This is a genomic window from Halomonas sp. B23F22_10 (genome assembly GCF_043496975.1).
Taxonomy (GTDB): Bacteria; Pseudomonadota; Gammaproteobacteria; order Pseudomonadales; family Halomonadaceae; genus Halomonas; species Halomonas smyrnensis.
Genome location: NZ_JBIEKF010000002.1, coordinates 168,231 through 188,512, shown reverse-complemented (window position 1 = coordinate 188,512; position 20,282 = coordinate 168,231). Strand labels below are relative to the sequence as shown.

15 protein-coding genes are annotated in these 20,282 nt (G+C 67.8%); 7 read left to right on the top strand and 8 right to left on the bottom strand.

The features are described 5' to 3' along the window. Positions 1–18 precede the first annotated feature (18 nt). The 3 genes from ACGTNF_RS04950 (at position 19) to ACGTNF_RS04940 (ending at position 2,698) form a co-directional block, all read left to right on the top strand. Positions 19–255: a hypothetical protein gene (locus tag ACGTNF_RS04950; RefSeq protein WP_394600685.1), complete on the top strand. Its 237-nt coding sequence runs from the start codon at positions 19–21 to the stop codon at positions 253–255. Next, entirely contained in the window at positions 248–1,774 is a 1,527-nt protein-coding gene (locus tag ACGTNF_RS04945) for a sodium:solute symporter family protein (protein ID WP_394600684.1), read from the top strand. Before ACGTNF_RS04950 ends, ACGTNF_RS04945 begins: the two co-directional genes overlap by 8 nt. Before the next feature lie 114 nt (positions 1,775–1,888). Beyond that, positions 1,889–2,698 carry an alpha/beta fold hydrolase gene (locus tag ACGTNF_RS04940; protein ID WP_394600683.1) on the top strand — a complete coding sequence of 270 codons (810 nt, stop codon included), beginning with the start codon at positions 1,889–1,891 and terminating at the stop codon, positions 2,696–2,698. A 57-nt stretch (positions 2,699–2,755) separates the two neighbouring features. On the opposite strand, the gene ACGTNF_RS04935 is transcribed toward ACGTNF_RS04940, so the two are convergent. Together ACGTNF_RS04935 and ACGTNF_RS04930 are read right to left on the bottom strand one after the other, a co-directional pair. Further along, positions 2,756–3,202 carry a DCC1-like thiol-disulfide oxidoreductase family protein gene (locus ACGTNF_RS04935; RefSeq protein ID WP_394600682.1) on the bottom strand — a complete coding sequence of 149 codons (447 nt, stop codon included), beginning with the start codon at positions 3,200–3,202 and terminating at the stop codon, positions 2,756–2,758. 159 nt (positions 3,203–3,361) lie between these two features. Then, entirely contained in the window at positions 3,362–4,828 is a 1,467-nt protein-coding gene (locus ACGTNF_RS04930) for a catalase (RefSeq protein ID WP_394600681.1), read from the bottom strand. Positions 4,829–5,361: 533 nt separating this feature from the next. On the opposite strand from ACGTNF_RS04930, the gene ACGTNF_RS04925 reads away from it, so the two are divergent. After that, entirely contained in the window at positions 5,362–5,715 is a 354-nt protein-coding gene (locus ACGTNF_RS04925) for a DUF488 domain-containing protein (RefSeq protein WP_016855355.1), read from the top strand. Positions 5,716–5,970: 255 nt separating this feature from the next. Continuing rightward, positions 5,971–8,181 (top strand): OsmC domain/YcaO domain-containing protein, encoded by a 2,211-nt coding sequence (locus tag ACGTNF_RS04920; protein WP_394600680.1) that lies wholly within the window; start codon positions 5,971–5,973, stop codon positions 8,179–8,181. 99 nt (positions 8,182–8,280) lie between these two features. Here the strand turns inward: ACGTNF_RS04920 and ACGTNF_RS04915 are convergent, their stop codons facing one another. After that, positions 8,281–9,180, bottom strand: coding sequence for a LysR family transcriptional regulator (locus ACGTNF_RS04915; protein ID WP_016855353.1), 900 nt, complete (start codon positions 9,178–9,180; stop codon positions 8,281–8,283). A 100-nt stretch (positions 9,181–9,280) separates the two neighbouring features. On the opposite strand from ACGTNF_RS04915, the gene ACGTNF_RS04910 reads away from it, so the two are divergent. Continuing rightward, positions 9,281–10,861: an NADH-quinone oxidoreductase subunit L gene (locus ACGTNF_RS04910; RefSeq protein WP_394600679.1), complete on the top strand. Its 1,581-nt coding sequence runs from the start codon at positions 9,281–9,283 to the stop codon at positions 10,859–10,861. Then, positions 10,858–13,347 carry a YbcC family protein gene (locus tag ACGTNF_RS04905; protein WP_394600678.1) on the top strand — a complete coding sequence of 830 codons (2,490 nt, stop codon included), beginning with the start codon at positions 10,858–10,860 and terminating at the stop codon, positions 13,345–13,347. The genes ACGTNF_RS04910 and ACGTNF_RS04905 overlap by 4 nt, the downstream gene beginning before the upstream one ends. A 136-nt stretch (positions 13,348–13,483) precedes the next feature. On the opposite strand, the gene ACGTNF_RS04900 is transcribed toward ACGTNF_RS04905, so the two are convergent. From ACGTNF_RS04900 to ACGTNF_RS04880, 5 genes are read right to left on the bottom strand one after another with little or no spacing between them, the layout of a single operon-like run. Next, positions 13,484–14,383, bottom strand: coding sequence for a hydroxymethylglutaryl-CoA lyase (locus ACGTNF_RS04900; RefSeq protein WP_394600677.1), 900 nt, complete (start codon positions 14,381–14,383; stop codon positions 13,484–13,486). 3 nt (positions 14,384–14,386) lie between these two features. Further along, positions 14,387–16,450: an acetyl/propionyl/methylcrotonyl-CoA carboxylase subunit alpha gene (locus ACGTNF_RS04895; protein WP_394600676.1), complete on the bottom strand. Its 2,064-nt coding sequence runs from the start codon at positions 16,448–16,450 to the stop codon at positions 14,387–14,389. Further along, positions 16,447–17,286 (bottom strand): enoyl-CoA hydratase-related protein, encoded by an 840-nt coding sequence (locus ACGTNF_RS04890; RefSeq protein ID WP_394600675.1) that lies wholly within the window; start codon positions 17,284–17,286, stop codon positions 16,447–16,449. The genes ACGTNF_RS04895 and ACGTNF_RS04890 overlap by 4 nt, the downstream gene beginning before the upstream one ends. 11 nt (positions 17,287–17,297) lie before the next feature. Continuing rightward, positions 17,298–18,905: a carboxyl transferase domain-containing protein gene (locus ACGTNF_RS04885; protein WP_394600674.1), complete on the bottom strand. Its 1,608-nt coding sequence runs from the start codon at positions 18,903–18,905 to the stop codon at positions 17,298–17,300. A 56-nt stretch (positions 18,906–18,961) separates the two neighbouring features. Continuing rightward, positions 18,962–20,131 carry an isovaleryl-CoA dehydrogenase gene (locus tag ACGTNF_RS04880; protein ID WP_394600673.1) on the bottom strand — a complete coding sequence of 390 codons (1,170 nt, stop codon included), beginning with the start codon at positions 20,129–20,131 and terminating at the stop codon, positions 18,962–18,964. Positions 20,132–20,282 lie beyond the last annotated feature (151 nt).

The following is a 20,282-nucleotide window of genomic DNA, read 5'->3' as shown; positions in this document are numbered from 1 at the left end:
CGTGGGAGAGTTCTTGTCATGTCATCTCGACTCGTCGTCCTGCCCACCAGCCGTGCCGGCTGGGGGCTGCTCATCGCCTTCATCGCCGTGGTGGCGGCCGGCATCTGGCCGGTGATCGGCTGGGTGAATCGTTCCGTGCTGGTAATGGGCCTGCCGCTGCTGGTGGTGTGGAGCTATGTGGTGATCTTCGCCTGCTTCGCCGTGATGCTGATCGCCAATCGCGTGCTCGCACGCAAGGAGCGTGAGCATGACTAGTGCCTGGGCGTTTCTCATCACCCTGGCCTATGTGGCCATCGCCATGATCATCGGCCTGCGCGCCCGCGGCGGGCGGCGCATGAACAGCCTCGAGGAGTGGGGCGTGGCCGGGCGCAGCATGGGCCCGGTGACGCTGTATCTGCTGATCGCCGCCGGCAGCGTGAGCGCCTACACCTTCATGGGCGCGCCGGGCTGGGCCTATGCCAAGGGCGTACCGGTGTTCTACGTGGCCGTCTATCTGGCCTACCTGGCGCTGATCGCCTGGTACTTCGGCCCCAAGGTGTGGCAGTTCGGTGAGCGCTTCGGCCATGTCACCCAGGCCAGCGCCATCGCCGACCGCTACCAGAGCCCGCTGCTGGGGGCGCTGGCGGCGCTGGTGATGTCGATCGGCTCGGTGGCCTACGCGGTGCTGCAGACCATCGGCTCCGCCTACATCCTCAACGTGATGAGCGGCGGGGTCATCCCGGTGTGGCTGGCGGTGCCGCTGGTGCTGGCCTGCATCGCCGTCTACCTGTTCGTCAGCGGCCAGCGCGCCATCGGCCGCACCAACGCCTTCCAGGGCGTGCTGATGCTGGTGGTGGCCTGGGCGGTGGGGCTGTGGGCGCTGCACGGTGCCACCGGCGGGCTCGATGTCGGCGCGCTGTTCTCGCGGCTGCAGGCCGAGCACGGCGATTTCCTGACCCTGCCCGGCGGCGGTGGCGACATGAGCTTCAGCTTCTGGACCACCTCGATCATCGTGTCGATGTTCTCCTTCATGCCGCCGGTGTGGACCCAGTGGATGAGCGCATCCTCCGCGCGCACCATCCGCCGCAGCGCCACCTGGCTGCCGACCTACTACGTGGTGATCCTGCCGATGGTGGTGGTGGGCTTCATCGGCATCTTCGCGCTGCCCGACCTGGCCCGTGCCGATACCGTGGTGCTCGAATACGCCATGCAGTTCCTGCCGGTGTGGCTGGTGGGGCTGCTCGGTGCCGGCACCCTGGCCGCATCGATGTCCTCCAGCGAGCCGTTCATCCACTCGGTGGCGCTGTCCTGGAGCAAGGATGTGGTGCAGCCGCTGCTGGGCCTCTCCGAGGCGTTCACCGGCAAGCTGGCGCGCTGGATGATCGTGCCCCTGATGGCGATGGTGATCGCGCCGCTGGCGATCGCCGAGCCCGGCAGCCTGGTGATGATCCTGCTGGTGGGGCTGGGCTTCGCCACCCAGGTGCTGCCGGCCTTCATCGGCATGTTCCTGTGGCCGCGCGCCTCGAAGTGGGGCGTGATGGCGGGCATCGTCAGCGGCTTCCTGGTGACCGTGGCCTTCACCACCGTGTGGAAGCACCCGCTGGGCATCCACGCCGGCTTCTGGGGGCTGATGCTCAACCTGCCGGTGTTCGTGGCGGTGTCGCTGGCCACCCGGCCGGCCCCGAGCGAGGTGGTGGAGCGCTTCTTCCGCATCGCCGCGCCGAACGGCCTGACCCGGCTGGGTAGCGTCGAAAAACCGCGTGCTCCCGATGCGGTGGCCTTCAGCCGCGACTGACGGCGGACGCGGGCCGTTGGCCCGCTGCCTGATCGAAGCCCCGGGCCCGCCATGGTCCGGGGCTTTTGCTATCCTGCCGTCACCCAACCATGAGACGGCTGACGAGATAGCCCCATGACCCTGGTCGAGAACCGCGGCGTCAGGATTGCCCTCGAGGACCATGGCAGCGAGGCGACCCCGCGCCTGCCCATCGTGCTGGGCCACAGCTTCCTCTGCAGCGGCGAGATGTGGCGCGAGCAGCTGCCCGCACTGGACGGCGAGCGCAGGATCATCAACATCGACTTCCGCGGCCACGGCGGCTCGAGCCACCTCAGCGAGCCGTTCACGCTCTACGACGCCGTCTCGGACGTGATCGCGGTGCTCGACGAGCTCGGCATCGAGCGTGCCGTGTGGTGCGGGCTCTCGATCGGCGGCATGGTGGCGCTGCGCGCCGCGCTCGAGCATCCGGAGCGCGTGGCCGGCCTGATCCTGATGGATACCGACGCCGGTCCGGAGACCCTGGTCCACACGCTCGAGTATCGCGCCATGGGCGCCGTCGCCAGGCGCTTCGGGCTGGGGCCGCTGCTGCCCTCGGTGGCCCGGCTGATGTTCTCGGCCACCACCCGCCGCGAGCAGCCGGCCCTGGTGGCCGAGTGGAAGGCGCGCTTCGCCTCCGTGGACGTGCCCTCGGCGCTGCTGGGCCTGGACGCCCTGATCAAGCGCGACTCGCTGCTCGAGCGCCTGGCCGAGATCGACGTGCCGGCACTCGTGGCGGTGGGGGAGGAGGACCGCTCGCTGCCGGTGCCGTTCTCGCGCCGCCTTCACGAGCGGCTGCCGGACTCGCGCCTCGCGATCATCCCCGCTGCCGGTCATCTCTCGGCACTGGAGCAGCCGGAGCGGGTGAACGCGGCCATCGCCGGCTTCATGGCGTCACGCTTCGACTGAACCACGGACGTTCATCGTCTCAGTGCGGCTCCGCCCATCGGGTGGGCCCGTCTCCGCTCAGCGGCGCAGATTGTTAATGGGCGGGATGCGGCACAGCCGCAGCAGGGCGTTGCGACAGGCCTTGAGCCAGGGGTAGAGGCGGGCGGCTCGCCCGCGGCTCGAAAACAGGCGATACATGAGCCGGTTGAACACGCCGCTGCGCGTGCCGAGCAGGGTGAGGCGAAGCAGGGTCTCGCTGCCGTGATACCAGCGCTCGCCGACCTGCAGCGCGAAGCCCTGGTCCAGGTCGATGCCCTGGGCGCTGAGCTCGCGGCGGGCCTCGCTATCCTCGCGCCCGTCGATCAGCTCCAGCTCGCCGACGTCGCGGCGGATGCGATACCAGAGCACATAGCGCCGACAGATCGGGCAGTCGCCGTCGTAGACCAGGCGCATCCGGCGGATCGGCGCCGAATCGTTCTCGGGCTCGGCATGATCGGCTGCCTGGGCATCGGTCGGTCGTGACATGGCGTGCTCCCTTCGCGCCGGGCCTCCCCGGCGCACGAAAACCTCATATACCCGAATACCGCGGGCCTTCAGGCGGGCAAGCGCTCGATCCCGATCTGGCGAAACGGCGATTCATGGGAATCGCCGTTTGCCGATGCCGGGATCGCGACAGCGCGAACGTTACCTGGCGTTGAGGTGGTCGCGCACCCCTTGCTCGATGCGTTCGCCGACCCGCTGATCGATGTTTTTCCAATACTGGAAGGCCTTCTCCAGCACGGGCTCGGTGACGCCGCCGCAGAGATGGCCGACCACATTGGACACCAGGCGGTCCCGCTCGGCATCGTCCATGACCTTGCTGACGAGGTCGTGGGCCTGATTGAAGTCGCCGTCGTCCTCGCGCAGCGTGTAGGCCTCGCGGACCATGCTGCCGTTGGCCTCCCATACGTTGTCGGCCGGGTAGGCATCCGGGTTGGCGCGTGGACCTCCCTTGGTATTGGGCGCATAGACCGGGTCGGCCGTCTTGTGGATGCGCATGGCGCCGCCCTTGGTGTAGCTGTGAACGGGAACCTTGGGTTCATTGACCGGGATATGCTTGTAGTTCACGCCGAGCCGGGCTCGGTGGGCATCCGCATAGGAGGTCACGCGGGCCAGCAGCATCTTGTCGGGGGAGACGCCAGTGCCGGGCACCATGTTGTTGGGCTCGAATGCCGCCTGATCGATCTCCGAGTGGAAATCGGTCGGATTGCGGTCCAGCGTCATCGTGCCGACCTTGTGCAGCGGATAGTCCTCGTGTGGCCAGACCTTGGTCAGGTCGAAGGGGCTGATCCGGTAGGTCCTGGCGTCCTCATACGGCATGACCTGCACGTACAGGGTCCAGGTCGGATACTCGCCGCGATCGATGGCGTTGAACAGGTCCCGGCGATGGTAGTCGTTGTCTACCCCGCACATCCGGTCGGCCTGTTCCTGGGTCAGACACTTGATGCCCTGGTCGGTCTTGAAGTGATACTTGACCCAGTAACGCTCCCCCTTGGCATTGACCCACATGTAGGTATGGCTCGAATAGCCGTTCATGTGGCGCCAGGTGGCGGGAATGCCACGATCCCCCATGAGCCAGGCCACCTGGTGGGCCGACTCGGGAGACTCGGTCCAGAAGTCCCATTGCATGTCGTGATCGCGGAGTCCGTTATCGGCACGCCGCTTCTGCGAATGGATGAAGTGCTGGAACTTCATCGGATCCCGGACGAAGAAGACGGGCGTATTGTTGCCCACCATGTCGAAGTTGCCTTCGTCGGTATAGAACTTGAGCGCAAAACCGCGTGGGTCACGCCAGGTATCCGGGCTACCGGATTCGCCGGCGACGGTGGAAAAGCGTGCCACCATCTCGGTCTTGGCGCCCCGTTGCAGGAAGGCCGCCTTGGTGTACTGGCTGAGATCCTCGGTAACCTCGAAATGGCCGAAAGCCCCGCCGCCTTTGGCGTGTGGCTGGCGGTCCGGAATCATTTCCCGGTTGAAGGCGGCCATCTGTTCCATGAGGAAATGATCGTGCATGACGATCGGCCCATCGTTGCCGACGGTCAGCGAATGTTCATCACTCGGATAGGGCTCGCCAGCGGTAGTGGTCTCGGTGTTATGGCGATGGTCGGTCACGGTCTCATCCTCCAGGGGTGGGTAGATATGACAGCAACGTGCCTGTGTCGGTGGGGCTGTATAGGAAGCGATGCGTCGGCGTAGCGGCTAGCGACACCGAGGTGGCGCTGGCCCGGCCTGCCAGATGATGGGCGAATGTCGTGCTCGCCGAGCCGCGCGTGATGCCATCACGGTGCATCGAGTACCGACACGGCTACTGAGCGATGGCGATGGATGCCTTTATAAACATAATCTTAAGCGTGGTACGGAAACATCGGCCGGTCAAGTGCCGGGCCTTCGGGCGCCTTCCCCGGGCCTGCGCCGATGCCCCGGGAATCATGTCGTGCTCGCCAGGATGCCAGCCGCCCCCCGTTCCCGGTGACCGTGACAGGGGAGTGCCCGTCATCTCATCGGTGGCGTTTGGTGCTCATCGACGTGATGGCATAGGCTCTTAATTGACGAGAATGCGGCCTCCGCCGTGATGACACGGCCGAAAATGCCGGTGCTGATCATGCGGCGGAGTCTGCAGACATCACGCGTCGAGAGGAGTGAGGATGAACATCATCACCTACCGTATCTATGACGATGAACCGCCGTCGGGTTATCGCGCCCTGGTGGACCGGTTGTGGCCACGAGGCGTATCGAAGGAAGAGGCACATCTCGATGGGCACTGGAAGGAACTGGCCCCAAGTGATGATCTCAGGAAGTGGTTTTCTCATGATCCCGAGAAATGGGGGGAGTTCAGGAAGCAATACATGAGCGAGCTGAGCAACAAGAAAGATGACGTGAAGAAGTACTTATCCGAGGTTGATCGGGATGACCTGGTGCTTTTATACGGCGCAAAAGACAAGAAGCACAGTCACGCTCATGTATTGAAGGAGTACATGGAAAAGCTTGGCCAAGCATGAACATCGGCCCCCGAGGCATCGTGACGGGGCCGGCTCTCCGCTCGCTACCACATCAACCTGATGCGGCCCGGGCGCTCGGGGGCTTTCCCCCACCAGACGAAGCGCTCCGCTGAGGCCGTCCCGCCAGGGCGGCGTCTGCCGGTCACGCCGGCCGGCGCTTTTTTGACCACCCGCCCAAGACGAAGCCCGCCAAAAGCTGGATAATGGCCGGCTACGCGCTACGGCCGCCCCACACACGAATCCGGTGCTTTGTCAATGGAAATCAAGGTCAACTATCTCGACAACCTCCGGCTGGAGGCCAAGTTCGACGATTTCACCGTCATCTCCGACCAGCCGATCCGCTACAAGGGCGACGGCTCGGCCCCCGGTCCCTTCGACTACTTCCTGGCGTCGTCGGCCATGTGCGCGGCCTATTTCGTCAAGGTTTACTGCAACGCGCGTGATATTCCCACCGAGAATATCCGCCTGTCGCAGAACAACATCGTCGACCCGGAGAACCGCTACAAGCAGATCTTCAAGATTCAGGTCGAGCTGCCGGAGGACCTCTCCGATAAGGACCGCCAGGGCATCCTGCGCTCCATCGAGCGCTGCTCGGTCAAGCGGGTGGTACAGAACGTGCCCGAGTTCCAGATCGAGACGGTCGAGAACCTCGACGAGGACGCCCAGGCCCTGCTGATGGCCAAGCCGGAGGAGGGCGAGAGCACCTGGATCGAGGGCAAGGACCTGCCGCTGGAGCAGACCATCGCCAACATGACGGCGATCTTCGAGCGCCTCGGCATGAAGGTCGAGATCGCCTCCTGGCGCAACATCGTGCCCCACGTGTGGTCGCTGCACATCCGCGATGCCCACTCCAACATGTGCTTCACCAACGGCAAGGGTTCCACCAAGGAGAGCGCGCTGGCCTCGGCGCTGGGCGAGTTCATCGAGCGTTTGAGCTGCAACTTCTTCTACAACGACCAGTTCTTCGGCCTGGACCTCGCCAATCACGACTTCGTCCACTATCCGGACGAGAAGTGGTTCCAGCCGGGGCCGAACGATTCGCTGCCGGACGGCATCCTCGACGACCACTGCCGGGCGATCTATGACCCGGAGGGCGAGCTGGCCGGCTCCAACCTGATCGACACCAACTCCGGCAACGCCGAGCGCGGCATCGTCTCGCTGCCCTACGTGCGCCAGTCGGACGGCGAGACGGTCTACTTTCCGTCGAACCTGGTCGAGAACCTGTTCCTCAGCAACGGCATGAGCGCCGGCAACACCCTGCCGGAGGCCCAGGTGCAGTGCCTGTCGGAGATCTTCGAGCGGGCGGTGAAGCGCCAGATCATCGAGGAGGAGATCACGCTGCCCGACGTGCCGCTGGAGGTGATGCAGAAGTACCCGCACATCCTCGAGGGCGTCGAGGCGCTGGAGGCCCAGGGCTTCCCGGTGCTGGTCAAGGATGCCTCCCTCGGCGGCCAGTTCCCGGTGATGTGCGTCACCCTGATGAACCCGAAGACCGGCGGCGTGTTCGCCTCCTTCGGCGCGCACCCGAGCTTCGAGGTGGCGCTGGAGCGCAGCCTGACCGAGCTGATGCAGGGCCGCAGCTTCGAGGGCCTGAACGACTTCATGCCGCCCACCTTCAACTCGCTGGCGGTCTCCGAGCCCAACAACTTCGTCGAGCACTTCATCGATTCCTCGGGCGTGGTGTCCTGGCGCTTCTTCAGCTCCAGGGCCGACGTCGAGTTCGTCGAGTGGGACTTCTCCGGCAGCGGCTCCAACAGTACGGAAGAGGAGGCCGCGGGCCTGTTCGGCATCCTCGAGGAGCTCGAGCTGGAGGCCTACCAGGCCGTGCACGAGGACCTGGGCGCGCCGGTGTGCCGCATCCTGGTGCCGGGCTACTCCGAGGTCTATCCGGTCGAGGACCTGGTGTGGGACAACACCAACAAGGCGCTGCTGTTCCGCGAGGACATCCTGCACCTGCACGACCTCGACGACGAGCAGCTGAGCGACCTGCTGGAGCGCCTGGAAGAGACCCAGATCGACGACCACGAGACCATCACCACCCTGATCGGCATCGAGTTCGACGAGAACACCGTCTGGGGCCAGCTGACCATCCTCGAGCTCAAGCTGATGGCCAACCTGGCGCTGGGCCAGTTCGAGGACGCGCTGGATCGGGTGCAGATGTTCCTGCAGTTCAACGACAACACCGTCGAGCGCGGGCTGTTCTACCAGGCCGTGAACGCGGTGCTGGAGATCGCCCTGGACGACGAGCTGGAGCTCGAGGACTTCCTCTACAACTTCAAGCGCATGTTCGGCGAAGCGACCATGGAGACCGTGGTCGGCGCGGTGAACGGCACGGTCCGCTTCCCGGGCCTGGAGCCGGTCGGCATGCAGCTCGAAGGCCTGGAGCGTCACCAGCGCCTGATCGAGAGCTACAAGAAGCTGCACGCGCATCGCGCCGCCCTGGCGGCCGAGAAGGCCAGCGCCTGAGCCGCGCGTTGCGCTAGCCGGTAAAACCGCCTGACAAGGCAAAGCCCCGAACCGGGAGACCGGTTCGGGGCTTTTCGTTGGTGGCAAGGGGCCACCGAGCTAGGCCATATCCTTCGGGGGCCGGGCCAGCAGCTCCGAGACGATGCCCGGCATGAACTCCCGGGGCAGGGTGATGGCATAGAAGTTCTCGTAGACGTTGGGCAGCTGCTCCACGCGGGTCAGACGCCCCTGCTGCAGCTCGTCCTTGACCACCACCTCGGGCATCACGCTCAGGGCGCCGCTGTCACGGGCCAGCAGGCGCAACATGGCCATGTCGTCGGCCTCGGCGAGGATCTTCGGCCGATACTGGTACAGGCTGCAGTGGCCATCGAAGGCGCGGCGAATCTCGTGATGCTCGCCGGGGAGCACCCAGCGCATGTCGTCGAAGCCCTCGGGGAAGGGGCGGCCGGGGAGCGAGTCGGGCGGGCCGATGATCGACAGCGGCTGCCGGGCCAGCAGCTGACTCTGCCATGAGGCTTGCGGGGAATCGGATGGCGGCATCTGGGTATTGGTCAGCACCACGTCGAGTTCGTGGCGGGCCAGGCCATCGAGCAGGTTGGCCATGTCGCGGGCGTGCAGGCTGAAGTGGACGCGCTGGCCGCTCTGGTGGATCAGGGGGGCGATGAAGCTCTCGATGAAGTTGCGCGACATGGTGGAGAGCGTGCCGATGCGCAGGCGCTGATACTCGGGCTCGATGCCGCGGCCGATCAGCGACTCCAGCTCCTCGCCCTTGGTGAAGATCACTTCGGCATAGTTGAACACCCGTCGTCCTGCCTCGGTCAGCACCAGGGCGCGATGGCGTCGCTCGAAGAGCGGCTTGCCCATTCTGTCTTCCAGCTTGCGGATCTGTGCCGAGAGGGCGCTCTGCGACAGGTGCAGCGTTTCCGCCACCCGCGTGAGCTTGCCCTCGCGGGCCACGCGCCAGAAGTAGTAGAGGTGATGGTAGTTGAGTCGGCTCATTGGGTTCTTTTTTATAGAACAATAGGTCAATAAATATCTATTTTAATTAAAAAGCGGCTCGCCGGATACTGCACGCTCCATGGACCACCGGAGGCCTTCCATGCACGGACATGCGCTGTTCTTCACCTTCCTGCTTACTCTGGTGCCGGTCATCCTGGCGCTGGGGGCAGTGACGAGCGCACGCGCCCCCCGCGAGCGTGCCTGGCGCACCGGCCGGATCACGACCACCAGCGGCCTGCTGCTGTCGGCCTCGGCGCTGGTGCTGGGGCTGGTATCGGGCCTTCCGGCGGTGGTCGGCTGGTGGCATAGCGGCGTGCTGCAGCTGATCATGCTGCTGCTGGCCAACTTCATCGCCTTCGTGGTGGTGCGTTACAGCGCCACCTACCTGCAGGGCGAGCCGCGCCAGCGGCGCTTCGTCGCCCTCGTTCAGGCGGTGTTTGCCGCGGTGAGCGTGGCGGTGCTCGGCGATCACCTCCTCGCGTTCCTGTTGGCCTGGCTGGGCATCAGCCTGGCGATGCATCAGCTGCTGATGTTCTATCCCGACCGCCCCCGTGCGGCGCTGGCGGTCCACAAGAAGTTCCTCTTCGCTCGCGCCGCCGAGCTCTGTGCCATGGTGGCCTTCCTGCTGCTCTACCTGCACCACGACAGCGTCCGGATCAGCGTCATCGTGAGCGACTATGCCTCCGCCGACGGCGTCCTGACCCTGACGGAACAGGCGGCGGCCTGCCTGCTCGCGATGGCGGCACTGATCAAGTGCGCCCAGCTCCCGCTGCACGGTTGGTTGATCCAGGTGGTCGAGGCGCCCACGCCGGTGTCGGCCACCCTGCACGGCGGCGTGATCAACCTCGGCGGTTACCTGCTGCTGCTGTTTTCGCCGCTGCTGATGCGGTCGGCTCCGGCCCAGGCGCTGGTCCTGGCGGTGGCGGGCCTCGGCAGCGTGCTGGCGGCGCTGGTCATGATGACCCGCGTCAGCATCAAGGTGCGCCTGGCCTGGTCCACCAGCGCCCAGATGGGCCTGATGCTGGTCGAGATCGCCCTGGGGCTGACGGAGCTGGCGATGCTGCACCTGCTGGCGCACTCCTGTTACAAGGCCTACGCCTTCCTGAGCTCGGGCGAGGCGGTCGAGCAGGATCTGCTGCGCCGCCGGGCCCCCGGACGCAGTCCCACGCCGCGCCAGTGGCTCTTGGCTGGCCTTGTCAGCGTGTCGCTGGTGGCCGCGGTGGTGGCGCTGGCACGCAGCCTGACCGAGGCGGCGGCCTTCGATGCCAACAGCCCCTGGGTGCTGCTTGCCCTCGCCCTGACCGTGCTGCTGGCCGAGCGCAACAGCGAGCGCGCCGCGGGCTCCGTCGTCGGCTTTGTCGGCCTGGCCGCGCTGGTGGTGCTCGCCTACGTCGGACTCAAGACGCTGTTCGCCGCCTTTCTGCCCGAGACCGGTCACCGCGTCTCGCTCTGGGGCGACCTGTGGGTGAGTGCGCTGTTCGTGCTGCTCTTCGCGGGCTACTGGCTGCAGCGCCATGGGCTTCACTATCCGGCATCCCAGACCCTCAACCGCTACTGCTATGCCGGCTTTTACCTGGACGAGTGGGTCACCCGGAATACCCTCAGGCTCTGGCCCCACGACCTGCCCGGCCGGATCAGGGCCAAGCAGCTGCACACCGTCTTTCGCGGGAGTTCTCAATGACGAGTCTCGAACATGCTAGTGCCGTGCGCCCGGCCGACGCGAACGACGTCGCGCCGCTGACCGCTGACCAGGACGCGGCGCTGGACCGCGCCTGCGCACGCATCGCCCCGAACTGGCCGCTGGATCGTCTGATTGCGGTGAGCCCCTACTGGACCCAGCGCGGCGAGGATGCCACGACCGTGTCGGCGCGGCTCTCGGCGCTGGGCAACGTCCAGTGCCTGATGCCGCCGAGCCATTACCTGGACGCCTGGCAACGCGGCGAGATCACGTCGGAACACCTGGAAGAAGCGGCCGAGCGGCTCGACTACCAGGGGGGCTACCGCGACCTGCTGGATGTCGTCGAGGAACTCGGCCGGCTGCCCCACTGGCACAACATCAGCGATCTGATCGATGCCCGCCGCGACCGCCAGCACAAGATGGCCTGGCGCGACGAGATCACCCAGCAGATCAGCCAGTTCTGCGCCGCCTACTTCCAGGAGGATGGGCCGCTCAACGCCGAGCGACTGCAGGCGCCCCGCGGCATGCGGCTCTATCAGCACTGGCGGGAGATGACCCTGAAGGATCGCGGCATCGCCATCCTGATGGGCGAGCCGACGCTACTGCGCTACTTCAAGACCCTGCCGGACACCGAGGACGGGCTCTTCCAGGCCGCCGTCGCCGAGCTGGAGGTGGATACAGAGCGTCTCGAGAGCTATGCCCAGGCCCTGCTGCTCGACATCAACGGCTGGGCCGCCTGGGTGGCCTACCAGGACTGGCAGCAGGCGCTGGCCACGCCGGAGGAAGAGAGCGAGCGCGTGGGGCCCGCGTCGGACATGCGCAGCCTGCTGGCGATGCGTCTGGCGTGGGAGCTGGCGCTGTGGCGTTACATCCGGGCGGAGTATCCCGACCAGGGCGACCATCTGACTCGCCAGTGGCACGCCGAGCTGGAGGAGATGCCGCAGCGGGTCGAACGCCATCGGCGCGCCCAGCGGCCCCTGTGGGTGTGGCAGCTCGCCGGCGAGCTGGCCTACCAGCAGCCGCTGCACCGTGCCCTGGGCGAGGCGGTGCGTGCCTCGGCCTCGTCGCCCGAGGAACCTCGCCTGCAGGCGGTGTTCTGCATCGACGTGCGCTCCGAGCCGCTGCGCCGTGCGCTGGAAAGCCAGAGCCCGTCTATCCAGACCCTGGGCTTCGCCGGCTTCTTCGGCCTGCCCCTGGAACACCAGCAGGATGGCACCGCGCTGGCCCAGCCCCATCTGCCGGGCCTGCTGGCGCCGCGGGTGACCCTCAGGAGCGGTTCCTGCGAGGGTGAGGCTCGTTCGGCGAAGCAGCTCAACTGGAAGGCGCGACTGCAGGAGTGGAGCCGCACGGCGAGTGCCAGCTTCACCGCGGTGGAAACGGGCGGCCTGCTCTATGCCGGCAAGCTGCTGCGCCGCTCGCTCGAGGCCAAGGCCAAGCGCGCGCCGCTCGCCATGGACGAGCTCGGCTGGCACTGGCGCGACAGCGGCGAGGCGTTGACCCTGGCCGACAAGGCGACGCTCGCAAGGACCGTGCTGGGGGCCATGGGGCTCGCCGAGCACCTCGCACCCCGGGTGCTGCTGGTGGGGCACGGCAGTCACAGCAGCAACAATCCGCATGCCGCGGGGCTCGAGTGCGGGGCCTGCGGCGGGCAGTCCGGGGAGGTCTCGGTGAGGGCCCTGGCGAGGCTGCTCAACGATCCCGCGCTGCGCGAGGCGCTGGCCGAGAGCGGCCTCGTGATCCCGGAAACGACCCGTTTCGTGCCGGCGCTGCACCACACCATCACCGATCGCATCGAGCTGCCGGAGGGGGAGACGGATGCCTTCGCGCTGAGCGAGGAGGAGCGTGCCTGGCTCGAGCGGGCCGGCGCCCAGGCCCGGCGCGAGCGTGCCGCCAGTCTCGGCCTGTCGGCCGACGCACCGGAGCTGGAGAAGACCCTCGATCGCCGCGGCGCCGACTGGTCGCAGACGCGTCCGGAGTGGGGCCTGGCCAACAACGCCAGCTTCATCGCCGCGCCGCGGCGGCTTATCGCGCCGCTCGACCTCGACGGGCGCAGCTTCCTGCACGACTACGACTGGCGCTCGGACACCGACTCCTCGCGGCTGGAACTGATCATGACCGCGCCCATGGTGGTCGCCCACTGGATCAACATGCAGTACAACGCCTCCGTCACCGACAATAGCAAGTTCGGCAGCGGCAACAAGGTGCTGCACAACGTCGTCGGCGGGCATATCGGCGTCTTCGAGGGCAACGGCGGCGACCTGCGCATCGGCCTGCCGCTGCAGTCGGTGCACGACGGCGAGCGCTGGCGTCACGAGCCCCTGCGCCTGAGCGTCTACCTGGCGGCGCCCACCGAGGCGATCGAGGCCATCATCGCGCGCCACGAGAGCCTGCAATCGCTGGTGGGCAACGGCTGGCTCCACCTCTTCGCCCTCGATGACGAGAGCGGCGAGATCCTGGGATACCGACAGGGGGAGTGGCGCCGGCCCTAGGTTGTTGCGAAAGGTCGGCGAGCGCAGACGGTTTCCGCACAGAGCCCGGCGGACTCGCGCGCCGAAGCGCCACTAAAGCCCCGAGCCGGTCAACCGGCTCGGGGCTTCTGCGTTCTGGCGCGGCCTCGTCGCGAGCCTACCGAGAGGCCAGCGCCACGCCCGCCTTGGAGCGGTTGGGCCGGTCGATGGCGCGGGTGATCCAGCTGCCGGTGGCGGCGAGCTTCTCGAGGTCGACGCCGTGTTCGATGCCGAGGCCGTTGAGCAGGTAGATCACGTCCTCGCTTGCCACGTTGCCGGAAGCTCCCTTCGCATACGGGCAGCCGCCGAGACCGGCCACGGAGCTGTCGATCACCGCGATGCCTTCCTCGAGCACGGCGTAGAGGTTGGCCAGTGCCTGGCCGTAGGTGTCGTGGAAGTGGGCGCCGAGGCGCTCGATCGGTACCTCGCGGGCCACGGCTTCCAGCATGCGCTTGGCCTTGAGCGGGGTGCCGGTGCCGATGGTGTCGCCCAGCGAGACTTCGTAGCAGCCCATCTCATGCAGCGCCCTGGCGACCTCGGCCACCCTGGCGGGGGCGATCTCGCCCTCGTAGGGGCAGCCGAGCACGCAGGAGACGTAGCCGCGCACTCGGACGTTGGCTTCGCGGGCGCGCTCCAGCACCGGGGCGAAGCGCTCGAGGGATTCCGCCACCGAGCAGTTGATGTTCTTCCGCGAGAACGCCTCGGAGGCGGCGCCGAACACCGCGACCTCGTCGACGCCGCACTCCAGCGCGGCTTCCAGGCCCTTGAGGTTGGGCGTGAGGGCGGAGTAGGTCACGCCCTGGTGGCGGCGCAGGCCGTGCATCACCTCGCGATGGTCGGCCATCTGCGGCACCCACCTGGGGGAGACGAAGCTCGCCGCCTCGATGTGGGTGATGCCCGCCGCGCCCAGGCGGTCGATCAGGGCCAGCTTGGTGCCGGTGTCGATCGCCTCGGGCTCGTTCTGCAGCCCGTCGCGGGGGCCGACCTCGACCAGGCGAACGTGGGTGGGGAATGTCATGGCTTACTCCTCCGGCGCGAATTCCAGCAGCACGTCGCCCTGGCCGACGGTGTCGCCGGCGGCGAAGTGGAAGCATGCCACGTGGCCGTCGGCGGGGGCGGCCAGGGTGTGCTCCATCTTCATGGCCTCCATCACCATCAGCGGCATGCCTTTCTCGACCCGGCTGCCGGCCTCGGCCAGCAATGCCACCACGGTGCCGTGCATGGGCGCGGTGAGGGTGGATTCGGCCTCGCGCTGGCCGTGGTCGATGGCGTCGATGCGCCGCCAATAAAGGCGGGTCTCGCGCATCGGGTCGACCATCACCACCACGTTGCGCTCCCCACCTTCACCCACGAGCCGTGCCTGAAGCCGGCGACGATGGCCGTCGATGGTCACCGCCACGGCGTCGCCCTCGAGCGGCTCGAGGGTGGCCTCGAACGTCTGGCCGTTCAGGCTCAGCTGCCAGGGGGCGGATTCGCGCTCGCGCCGGCCCTCGACCACCGTCACGCGCTCGGCGTCGTCCTCGTCCGCCGCATGCTCGGGCGCGCACAGGGCGATGCGGATGGTGTGGGGCGCGTTCAGGCGGAAGCCGTCGTGGCGGTCCCAGGGCGAGTCGCTCTCGCACTCCCGGGCCAGCTGATGCAGGCCGATCAGCGCCGCGGCGGCGTATTCCTCCGGCGCGGTCTCGCGCTCGGCGAACAGCGTGGCCTCGTGGCGCTCGATGAAGCGGGTGTCGAGCTCGGCGGCGCGGAAGGCCGGATGGCCGGCCAGTCGCTGGAGGAAGGCGCGGTTGGTGACCACGCCGCGCACGTCCAGCGCGGCCAGGGCGCGATTGAGGGTGGCCAGCGCCTGGGCGCGGTCGTCGCCGTGGACGATCAGCTTGGCGAGCATCGGGTCGTAGTGCATCGACACGGCATCGCCGCTCTCCACGCCGCTGTCGAGCCTGACCTTGTCGGCCTCCAGGCCTGCACCGGCGAGGTCCAGGGCGAAGCGGCTCAGGGTGCCGGTGGCGGGCAGGAAGTCCTGCGCCGGATCCTCGGCGTAGAGCCGCGCCTCGAAGCTGTGGCCGCCGATCGTCAGCTCGTCCTGGGCCAGCGGCAGCCGCTCGCCCATGGCCACGCGCAGCTGCCACTCGACCAGGTCCTGGCCGGTGATCATCTCGGTGACCGGGTGCTCCACCTGCAGGCGGGTGTTCATCTCCATGAAGTAGAACGAGCGATCCGCATCCAGCAGGAATTCGACGGTGCCGGCGCCCACGTAGCCGATCTCGCGGGCGGCGCGCACCGCGGCCTCGCCCATCTCACGGCGCAGCGCTTCGGTCATGCCCGGCGCGGGCGCCTCCTCGAGCACCTTCTGGTGGCGGCGCTGCACGCTGCAGTCGCGCTCGAACAGGTAGACCCCGTTGCCGTGGCGGTCGCAGAACACCTGGACCTCGACGTGGCGCGGCTGCACCAGGTACTTCTCGATCAGCATGCGGTCATCATTGAAGGCGGCCTTCGACTCGCGGCGGCAGCCGTCCAGCGCGGCCTGGAACTCGCCGTCGCTCTCGACCACGCGCATGCCCTTGCCGCCGCCGCCGGCGCTGGCCTTGAGCAGCACCGGATAGCCGATGCGCCCGGCCTCCTCAAACAGCAGGGCGTCGTCCTGGTTCTCGCCGTGGTAGCCGGGCACCAGCGGCACGCCGGCGTCCTGCATGCGCGCCTTGGCGGCGGACTTGTCGCCCATGGCGGCGATGGCCGGCGCGGGCGGGCCGACGAAGACGATGCCGGCGGCCTCCAGCGCCTCGACGAAGGCGCCGTTCTCGGACAGGAAGCCGTAGCCGGGGTGGATGGCGCCGGCGCCGGTGCGTCGCGCGGCCTCGATCACCGCGTCCACGTTCAGGTAGCTCTCGCGGGCGGCGGCCGGACCCAGGCGCACGGCCTCGTCGGCCTCGCGCACGTGACGGGCGTTGGCGTCGGCGTCGGAGTAGACCGCCACGGTGCGCAGGCCCATGCGGCGGGCGGTGCGCATCACGCGGCAGGCGATCTCGCCGCGGTTGGCGACCAGCAGGGTATCGAAGCGCGGGGCGGAAGGGGGCGTGGGACTCATGAATGGCGCTCCGTGTCGGAATCCGGGGCCCAGGCGGGGCGGCGTTTTTCGAAGAAGCTGGCCAGGCCTTCCTGGCCCTCGTGGCTCACCCGCAGCTCGCTGATGATGCGACAGGTGTGGTCGCGGGTGGCGTTGCTGTCGGGCTCGCGGGCGACCTCGGCCAGCAGCGCCTTGGTGGCGCGGCTGGCCTGGGGCGAGGTGGCCAGCAGGGTGTCGATCATGGCGTCGACGGTGGCGTCCAGGGCGTCGGGCTCGACCACGCAGTGGGCCAGTTCCAGCTGCTGGGCGATGGCCGCGTCGATGACCTCGGCGGTCAGGGCGTAGCGGCGCAGCTGCCTCTCGCCGATGGCGCGCTGCACGTAGGGGCTGATCACCGCCGGCGACAGGCCGATCCGGACCTCGGAGAGGCAGAAGCGGGCCTTCTCGGAGGCGACGACGATGTCGCAGCAGGCGGCCAGGCCGACGGCGCCGCCGAAGGCCGCGCCCTGCACGCGGCACACGGTCGGGCAGGGCAGGGTGTCCAGACCGTGCATCAGCGCCGAGAGCTCGCGGGCGTCGACCAGGTTGTCCTCGAAGTCGTAGTCGGCCATGCGCTTCATCCAGTGCAGATCGGCGCCGGCGGAGAAGTTCTTGCCTTTCGAGGCCAGCACCAGCAGGCGCACCTCGCCGCGGTGGGCGAGCTCGCCGGCGCGGCGCAGGTGGTCGTTGAGCTGGCCGATCAGGTGGTCGTCGAAGGCGTTATGCACCTCGGGCCGGTCGAGGGTCAGCCGGGCCACGCCGCGGTCGTCGATCTCGAGGTGGCACATCGGGGGCCGGGATTCGGTGTCGGTGTGCATGGCGATCTCCCTCACATCCGGAACACGCCGAAGCGCGTGTCTTCGACGTCCGCGTTCATGGCGGCGGCCAGCGACAGGCCCAGCACGTCGCGGGTCTGGGCGGGGTCGATCACGCCGTCGTCCCACAGCCGGGCGCTGGCGTAGGTGGGGTGGCCCTGGTGCTCGTACTGGTCGCGGATCGGCTGCTTGAAGGCGTCCTCGTCGTCGGCGCTCCACTCGCTGCCGTCGCGTTCGAACTGCTCGCGCTTGACCTGGGCCAGCACCCCGGCGGCCTGCTCGCCGCCCATCACCGAGATGCGCGCGTTGGGCCACATGAACAGCAGGTTGGGGTCGTAGGCGCGGCCGCACATGCCGTAGTTGCCGGCGCCGAAGCTGCCGCCGATCAGCACGGTGAACTTGGGTACCCTGGCGCAGGCCACGGCGGTGACCAGCTTGGCGCCATGCTTGGCGATGCCCTCGTGTTCGTACTTCGAGCCGACCATGAAACCGGTGATGTTCTGCAGGAAGATCAGCGGGATCTTGCGCTGGGCGCAGAGCTCGATGAAGTGCGCGCCCTTGAGCGCGCTCTCCGAGAACAGCACGCCGTTGTTGGCGACGATGCCCACCGGATGGCCGTGCAGGTGCGCGAAGCCGGTGACCAGGGTGTCGCCGTAGTCGCGCTTGAACTCGTCGAAGGCCGAGTCGTCGACCAGCCGCGCGATCACCTCGCGGGCGTCGAAGGGCTTCTTCAGGTCGGTGCCGACGATGCCGTAGAGCTCCTCGGGGTCGAGGCGCGGCGGCTTCGAGGCCTGCATGGCGAGCTCGCCGCGCTTCTGCCAGTTGAGCCGGGCCACGCAGCGCCGGGCCAGCTGCAGGGCGTGGGCGTCGTTCTCGGCGTAGTGGTCGGCCACGCCGCTGATGCGGGCGTGGACGTCGGCGCCGCCCAGGTCCTCGGCGCTGATCGACTCGCCGGTGGCGGCCTTCACCAGCGGCGGGCCGCCGAGGAAGATGGTGCCCTGCTCGCGGACGATGATCGATTCGTCGGCCATGGCCGGCACGTAGGCACCGCCGGCGGTGCACGAGCCCATCACCACGGCGATCTGCGGGATGCCCTCGGCGGAGAGCGTGGCCTGGTTGTAGAAGATGCGGCCGAAGTGGTCGCGGTCGGGGAAGACCTCGTCCTGGCGCGGCAGGAAGGCGCCGCCGGAGTCCACCAGGTAGATACACGGCAGGCGGTGCTTGCGGGCGACCTCCTGGGCGCGCAGGTGCTTCTTCACCGACAGCGGGAAGTAGGTGCCGCCCTTGACCGTGGCGTCGTTGGCGACGATCACGCACTCCACGCCCGAGACGCGGCCGATGCCGGTGACCACGCCGGCGGCGGGTACCGGGTCGTCGTAGACCTCGTGGGCGGCCAGCGCCGAGAGCTCGAGGAACGGCGAACCCTCGTCGAGCAGGTGGTCGATGCGGTCACGCACGAACAGCTTGCCGCGGGCCTCGTGGCGCTGGCGCGCCTTCTCGCCGCCGCCCTGGGCGATGGCGGCGGTCAGCTCGCGCAGCTTGCCGACCTCGGCGCGCATCGCCGCGTCGTTGGCCTGGAAGCCCTCGCTGCGCAGATTGATCTGGGTGTTCAGAATGGCCATCAATGGCTCCTTCAGTACCTCACCGATGAACTAGCGGGATGAGCGCCGCTATCCCCTCAAGCGGATTCGTTGAAGACCTCGCGGCCGATCAGCATGCGGCGAATCTCGCTGGTGCCGGCGCCGATCTCGTAGAGCTTGGCGTCGCGCAGCAGCCGCCCGGTGGGGTAATCGTTGATGTAGCCGTTGCCGCCGAGCAGCTGGATGGCGTCCAGCGCCACCTGGGTGGCCTTCTCGGCGCAGTAGAGGATCACGCCGGCGGCATCCTTGCGTGAGGTGTGGCCCCGGTCGCAGGCGCCGGCCACGGCATAGAGATAGGCGCGGCAGGCGTTCAGGGTGGTGAGCATGTCGGCCACCTTGCCCTGCACCAGCTGGAACTCGCCGATGGCCTGGTCGAACTGCCTGCGCTCGTGGATATAGGGCACCACCACGTCCATGGCGGCCTGCATGATGCCGATGGGGCCGGCGGCCAGCACGGTGCGCTCGAAGTCGAGCCCGCTCATCAGCACCCGCGCGCCCTTGTTGACCTCGCCGAGCACGTTCTCGGCCGGCACCTCGCAGCCCTGGAACACCAGCTCGCAGGTGTTGGAGCCGCGCATGCCGAGCTTGTCGAGCTTCTGGGCGGTGGAGAAGCCGGGCATGTCCTTCTCGATGATGAAGGCGGTGATGCCCTTGGAGCCGGCGTCGGGATCGGTCTTGGCGTAGACCACCAGCACGTCGGCGTCGGGGCCGTTGGTGATCCACATCTTGTTGCCGTCGAGGATGAAGCGGTCGCCTTCCTGGCGGGCGCGCAGTTTCATGGACACCACGTCGGAGCCGGCCCCCGGCTCGGACATGGCCAGTGCCCCCACGTGCTCGCCGCTGATCAGCCTCGGCAGGTACTTCGCCTTCTGGGAGGCCGAGCCGTTGAGCTTGAGCTGGTTCACGCACAGGTTGGAGTGGGCCCCGTAGGAGAGCCCCACCGAGGCGCTGGCGCGGGAGATCTCCTCCATGGCGATGCAGTGGGCGAGATAGCCCATGCCGGCGCCGCCGTCCTCCTCGGGCACGGTGATGCCGAGCAGGCCCATGTCGCCGAACTTCCGCCACAGGTCGGCGGGGAAGGCGTTGTTCGCGTCGATCTCGGCGGCGCGCGGGGCGATCTCGTCGCGGGCGAAGGCGTTGACGTGATCGCGCAGCATGTTGAGCTCGTCGTCGAGGCCGAAGTCGAGGGGGGTATAGGGGGCGTGCATGGCGGCGATCTCCGTTCGTTGTGTGTCGGTCCGGGAGCGTTCGGGTGCTCGGCTGTTCTGGTCCAGCCTAGGATTGGTTGACGTTAACGTAAAGTGCAGCCTTTGGGGCCTAGACCAAGGTCGTGATCGTGCAGGATGGCGATAGTGAAGA

Coding starts and splice junctions, on each gene's coding strand:
- ACGTNF_RS04950 (WP_394600685.1), top strand. CDS start 19: ATGTCATCTCGACTCGTCGTCCTGCCCACCAGCCGTGCCGGCTGGGGG.
- ACGTNF_RS04945 (WP_394600684.1), top strand. CDS start 248: ATGACTAGTGCCTGGGCGTTTCTCATCACCCTGGCCTATGTGGCCATC.
- ACGTNF_RS04940 (WP_394600683.1), top strand. CDS start 1,889: ATGACCCTGGTCGAGAACCGCGGCGTCAGGATTGCCCTCGAGGACCAT.
- ACGTNF_RS04935 (WP_394600682.1), bottom strand. CDS start 3,202: ATGTCACGACCGACCGATGCCCAGGCAGCCGATCATGCCGAGCCCGAG.
- ACGTNF_RS04925 (WP_016855355.1), top strand. CDS start 5,362: ATGAACATCATCACCTACCGTATCTATGACGATGAACCGCCGTCGGGT.
- ACGTNF_RS04920 (WP_394600680.1), top strand. CDS start 5,971: ATGGAAATCAAGGTCAACTATCTCGACAACCTCCGGCTGGAGGCCAAG.
- ACGTNF_RS04915 (WP_016855353.1), bottom strand. CDS start 9,180: ATGAGCCGACTCAACTACCATCACCTCTACTACTTCTGGCGCGTGGCC.
- ACGTNF_RS04910 (WP_394600679.1), top strand. CDS start 9,281: ATGCACGGACATGCGCTGTTCTTCACCTTCCTGCTTACTCTGGTGCCG.
- ACGTNF_RS04905 (WP_394600678.1), top strand. CDS start 10,858: ATGACGAGTCTCGAACATGCTAGTGCCGTGCGCCCGGCCGACGCGAAC.
- ACGTNF_RS04900 (WP_394600677.1), bottom strand. CDS start 14,383: ATGACATTCCCCACCCACGTTCGCCTGGTCGAGGTCGGCCCCCGCGAC.
- ACGTNF_RS04895 (WP_394600676.1), bottom strand. CDS start 16,450: ATGAGTCCCACGCCCCCTTCCGCCCCGCGCTTCGATACCCTGCTGGTC.
- ACGTNF_RS04890 (WP_394600675.1), bottom strand. CDS start 17,286: ATGCACACCGACACCGAATCCCGGCCCCCGATGTGCCACCTCGAGATC.
- ACGTNF_RS04885 (WP_394600674.1), bottom strand. CDS start 18,905: ATGGCCATTCTGAACACCCAGATCAATCTGCGCAGCGAGGGCTTCCAG.
- ACGTNF_RS04880 (WP_394600673.1), bottom strand. CDS start 20,131: ATGCACGCCCCCTATACCCCCCTCGACTTCGGCCTCGACGACGAGCTC.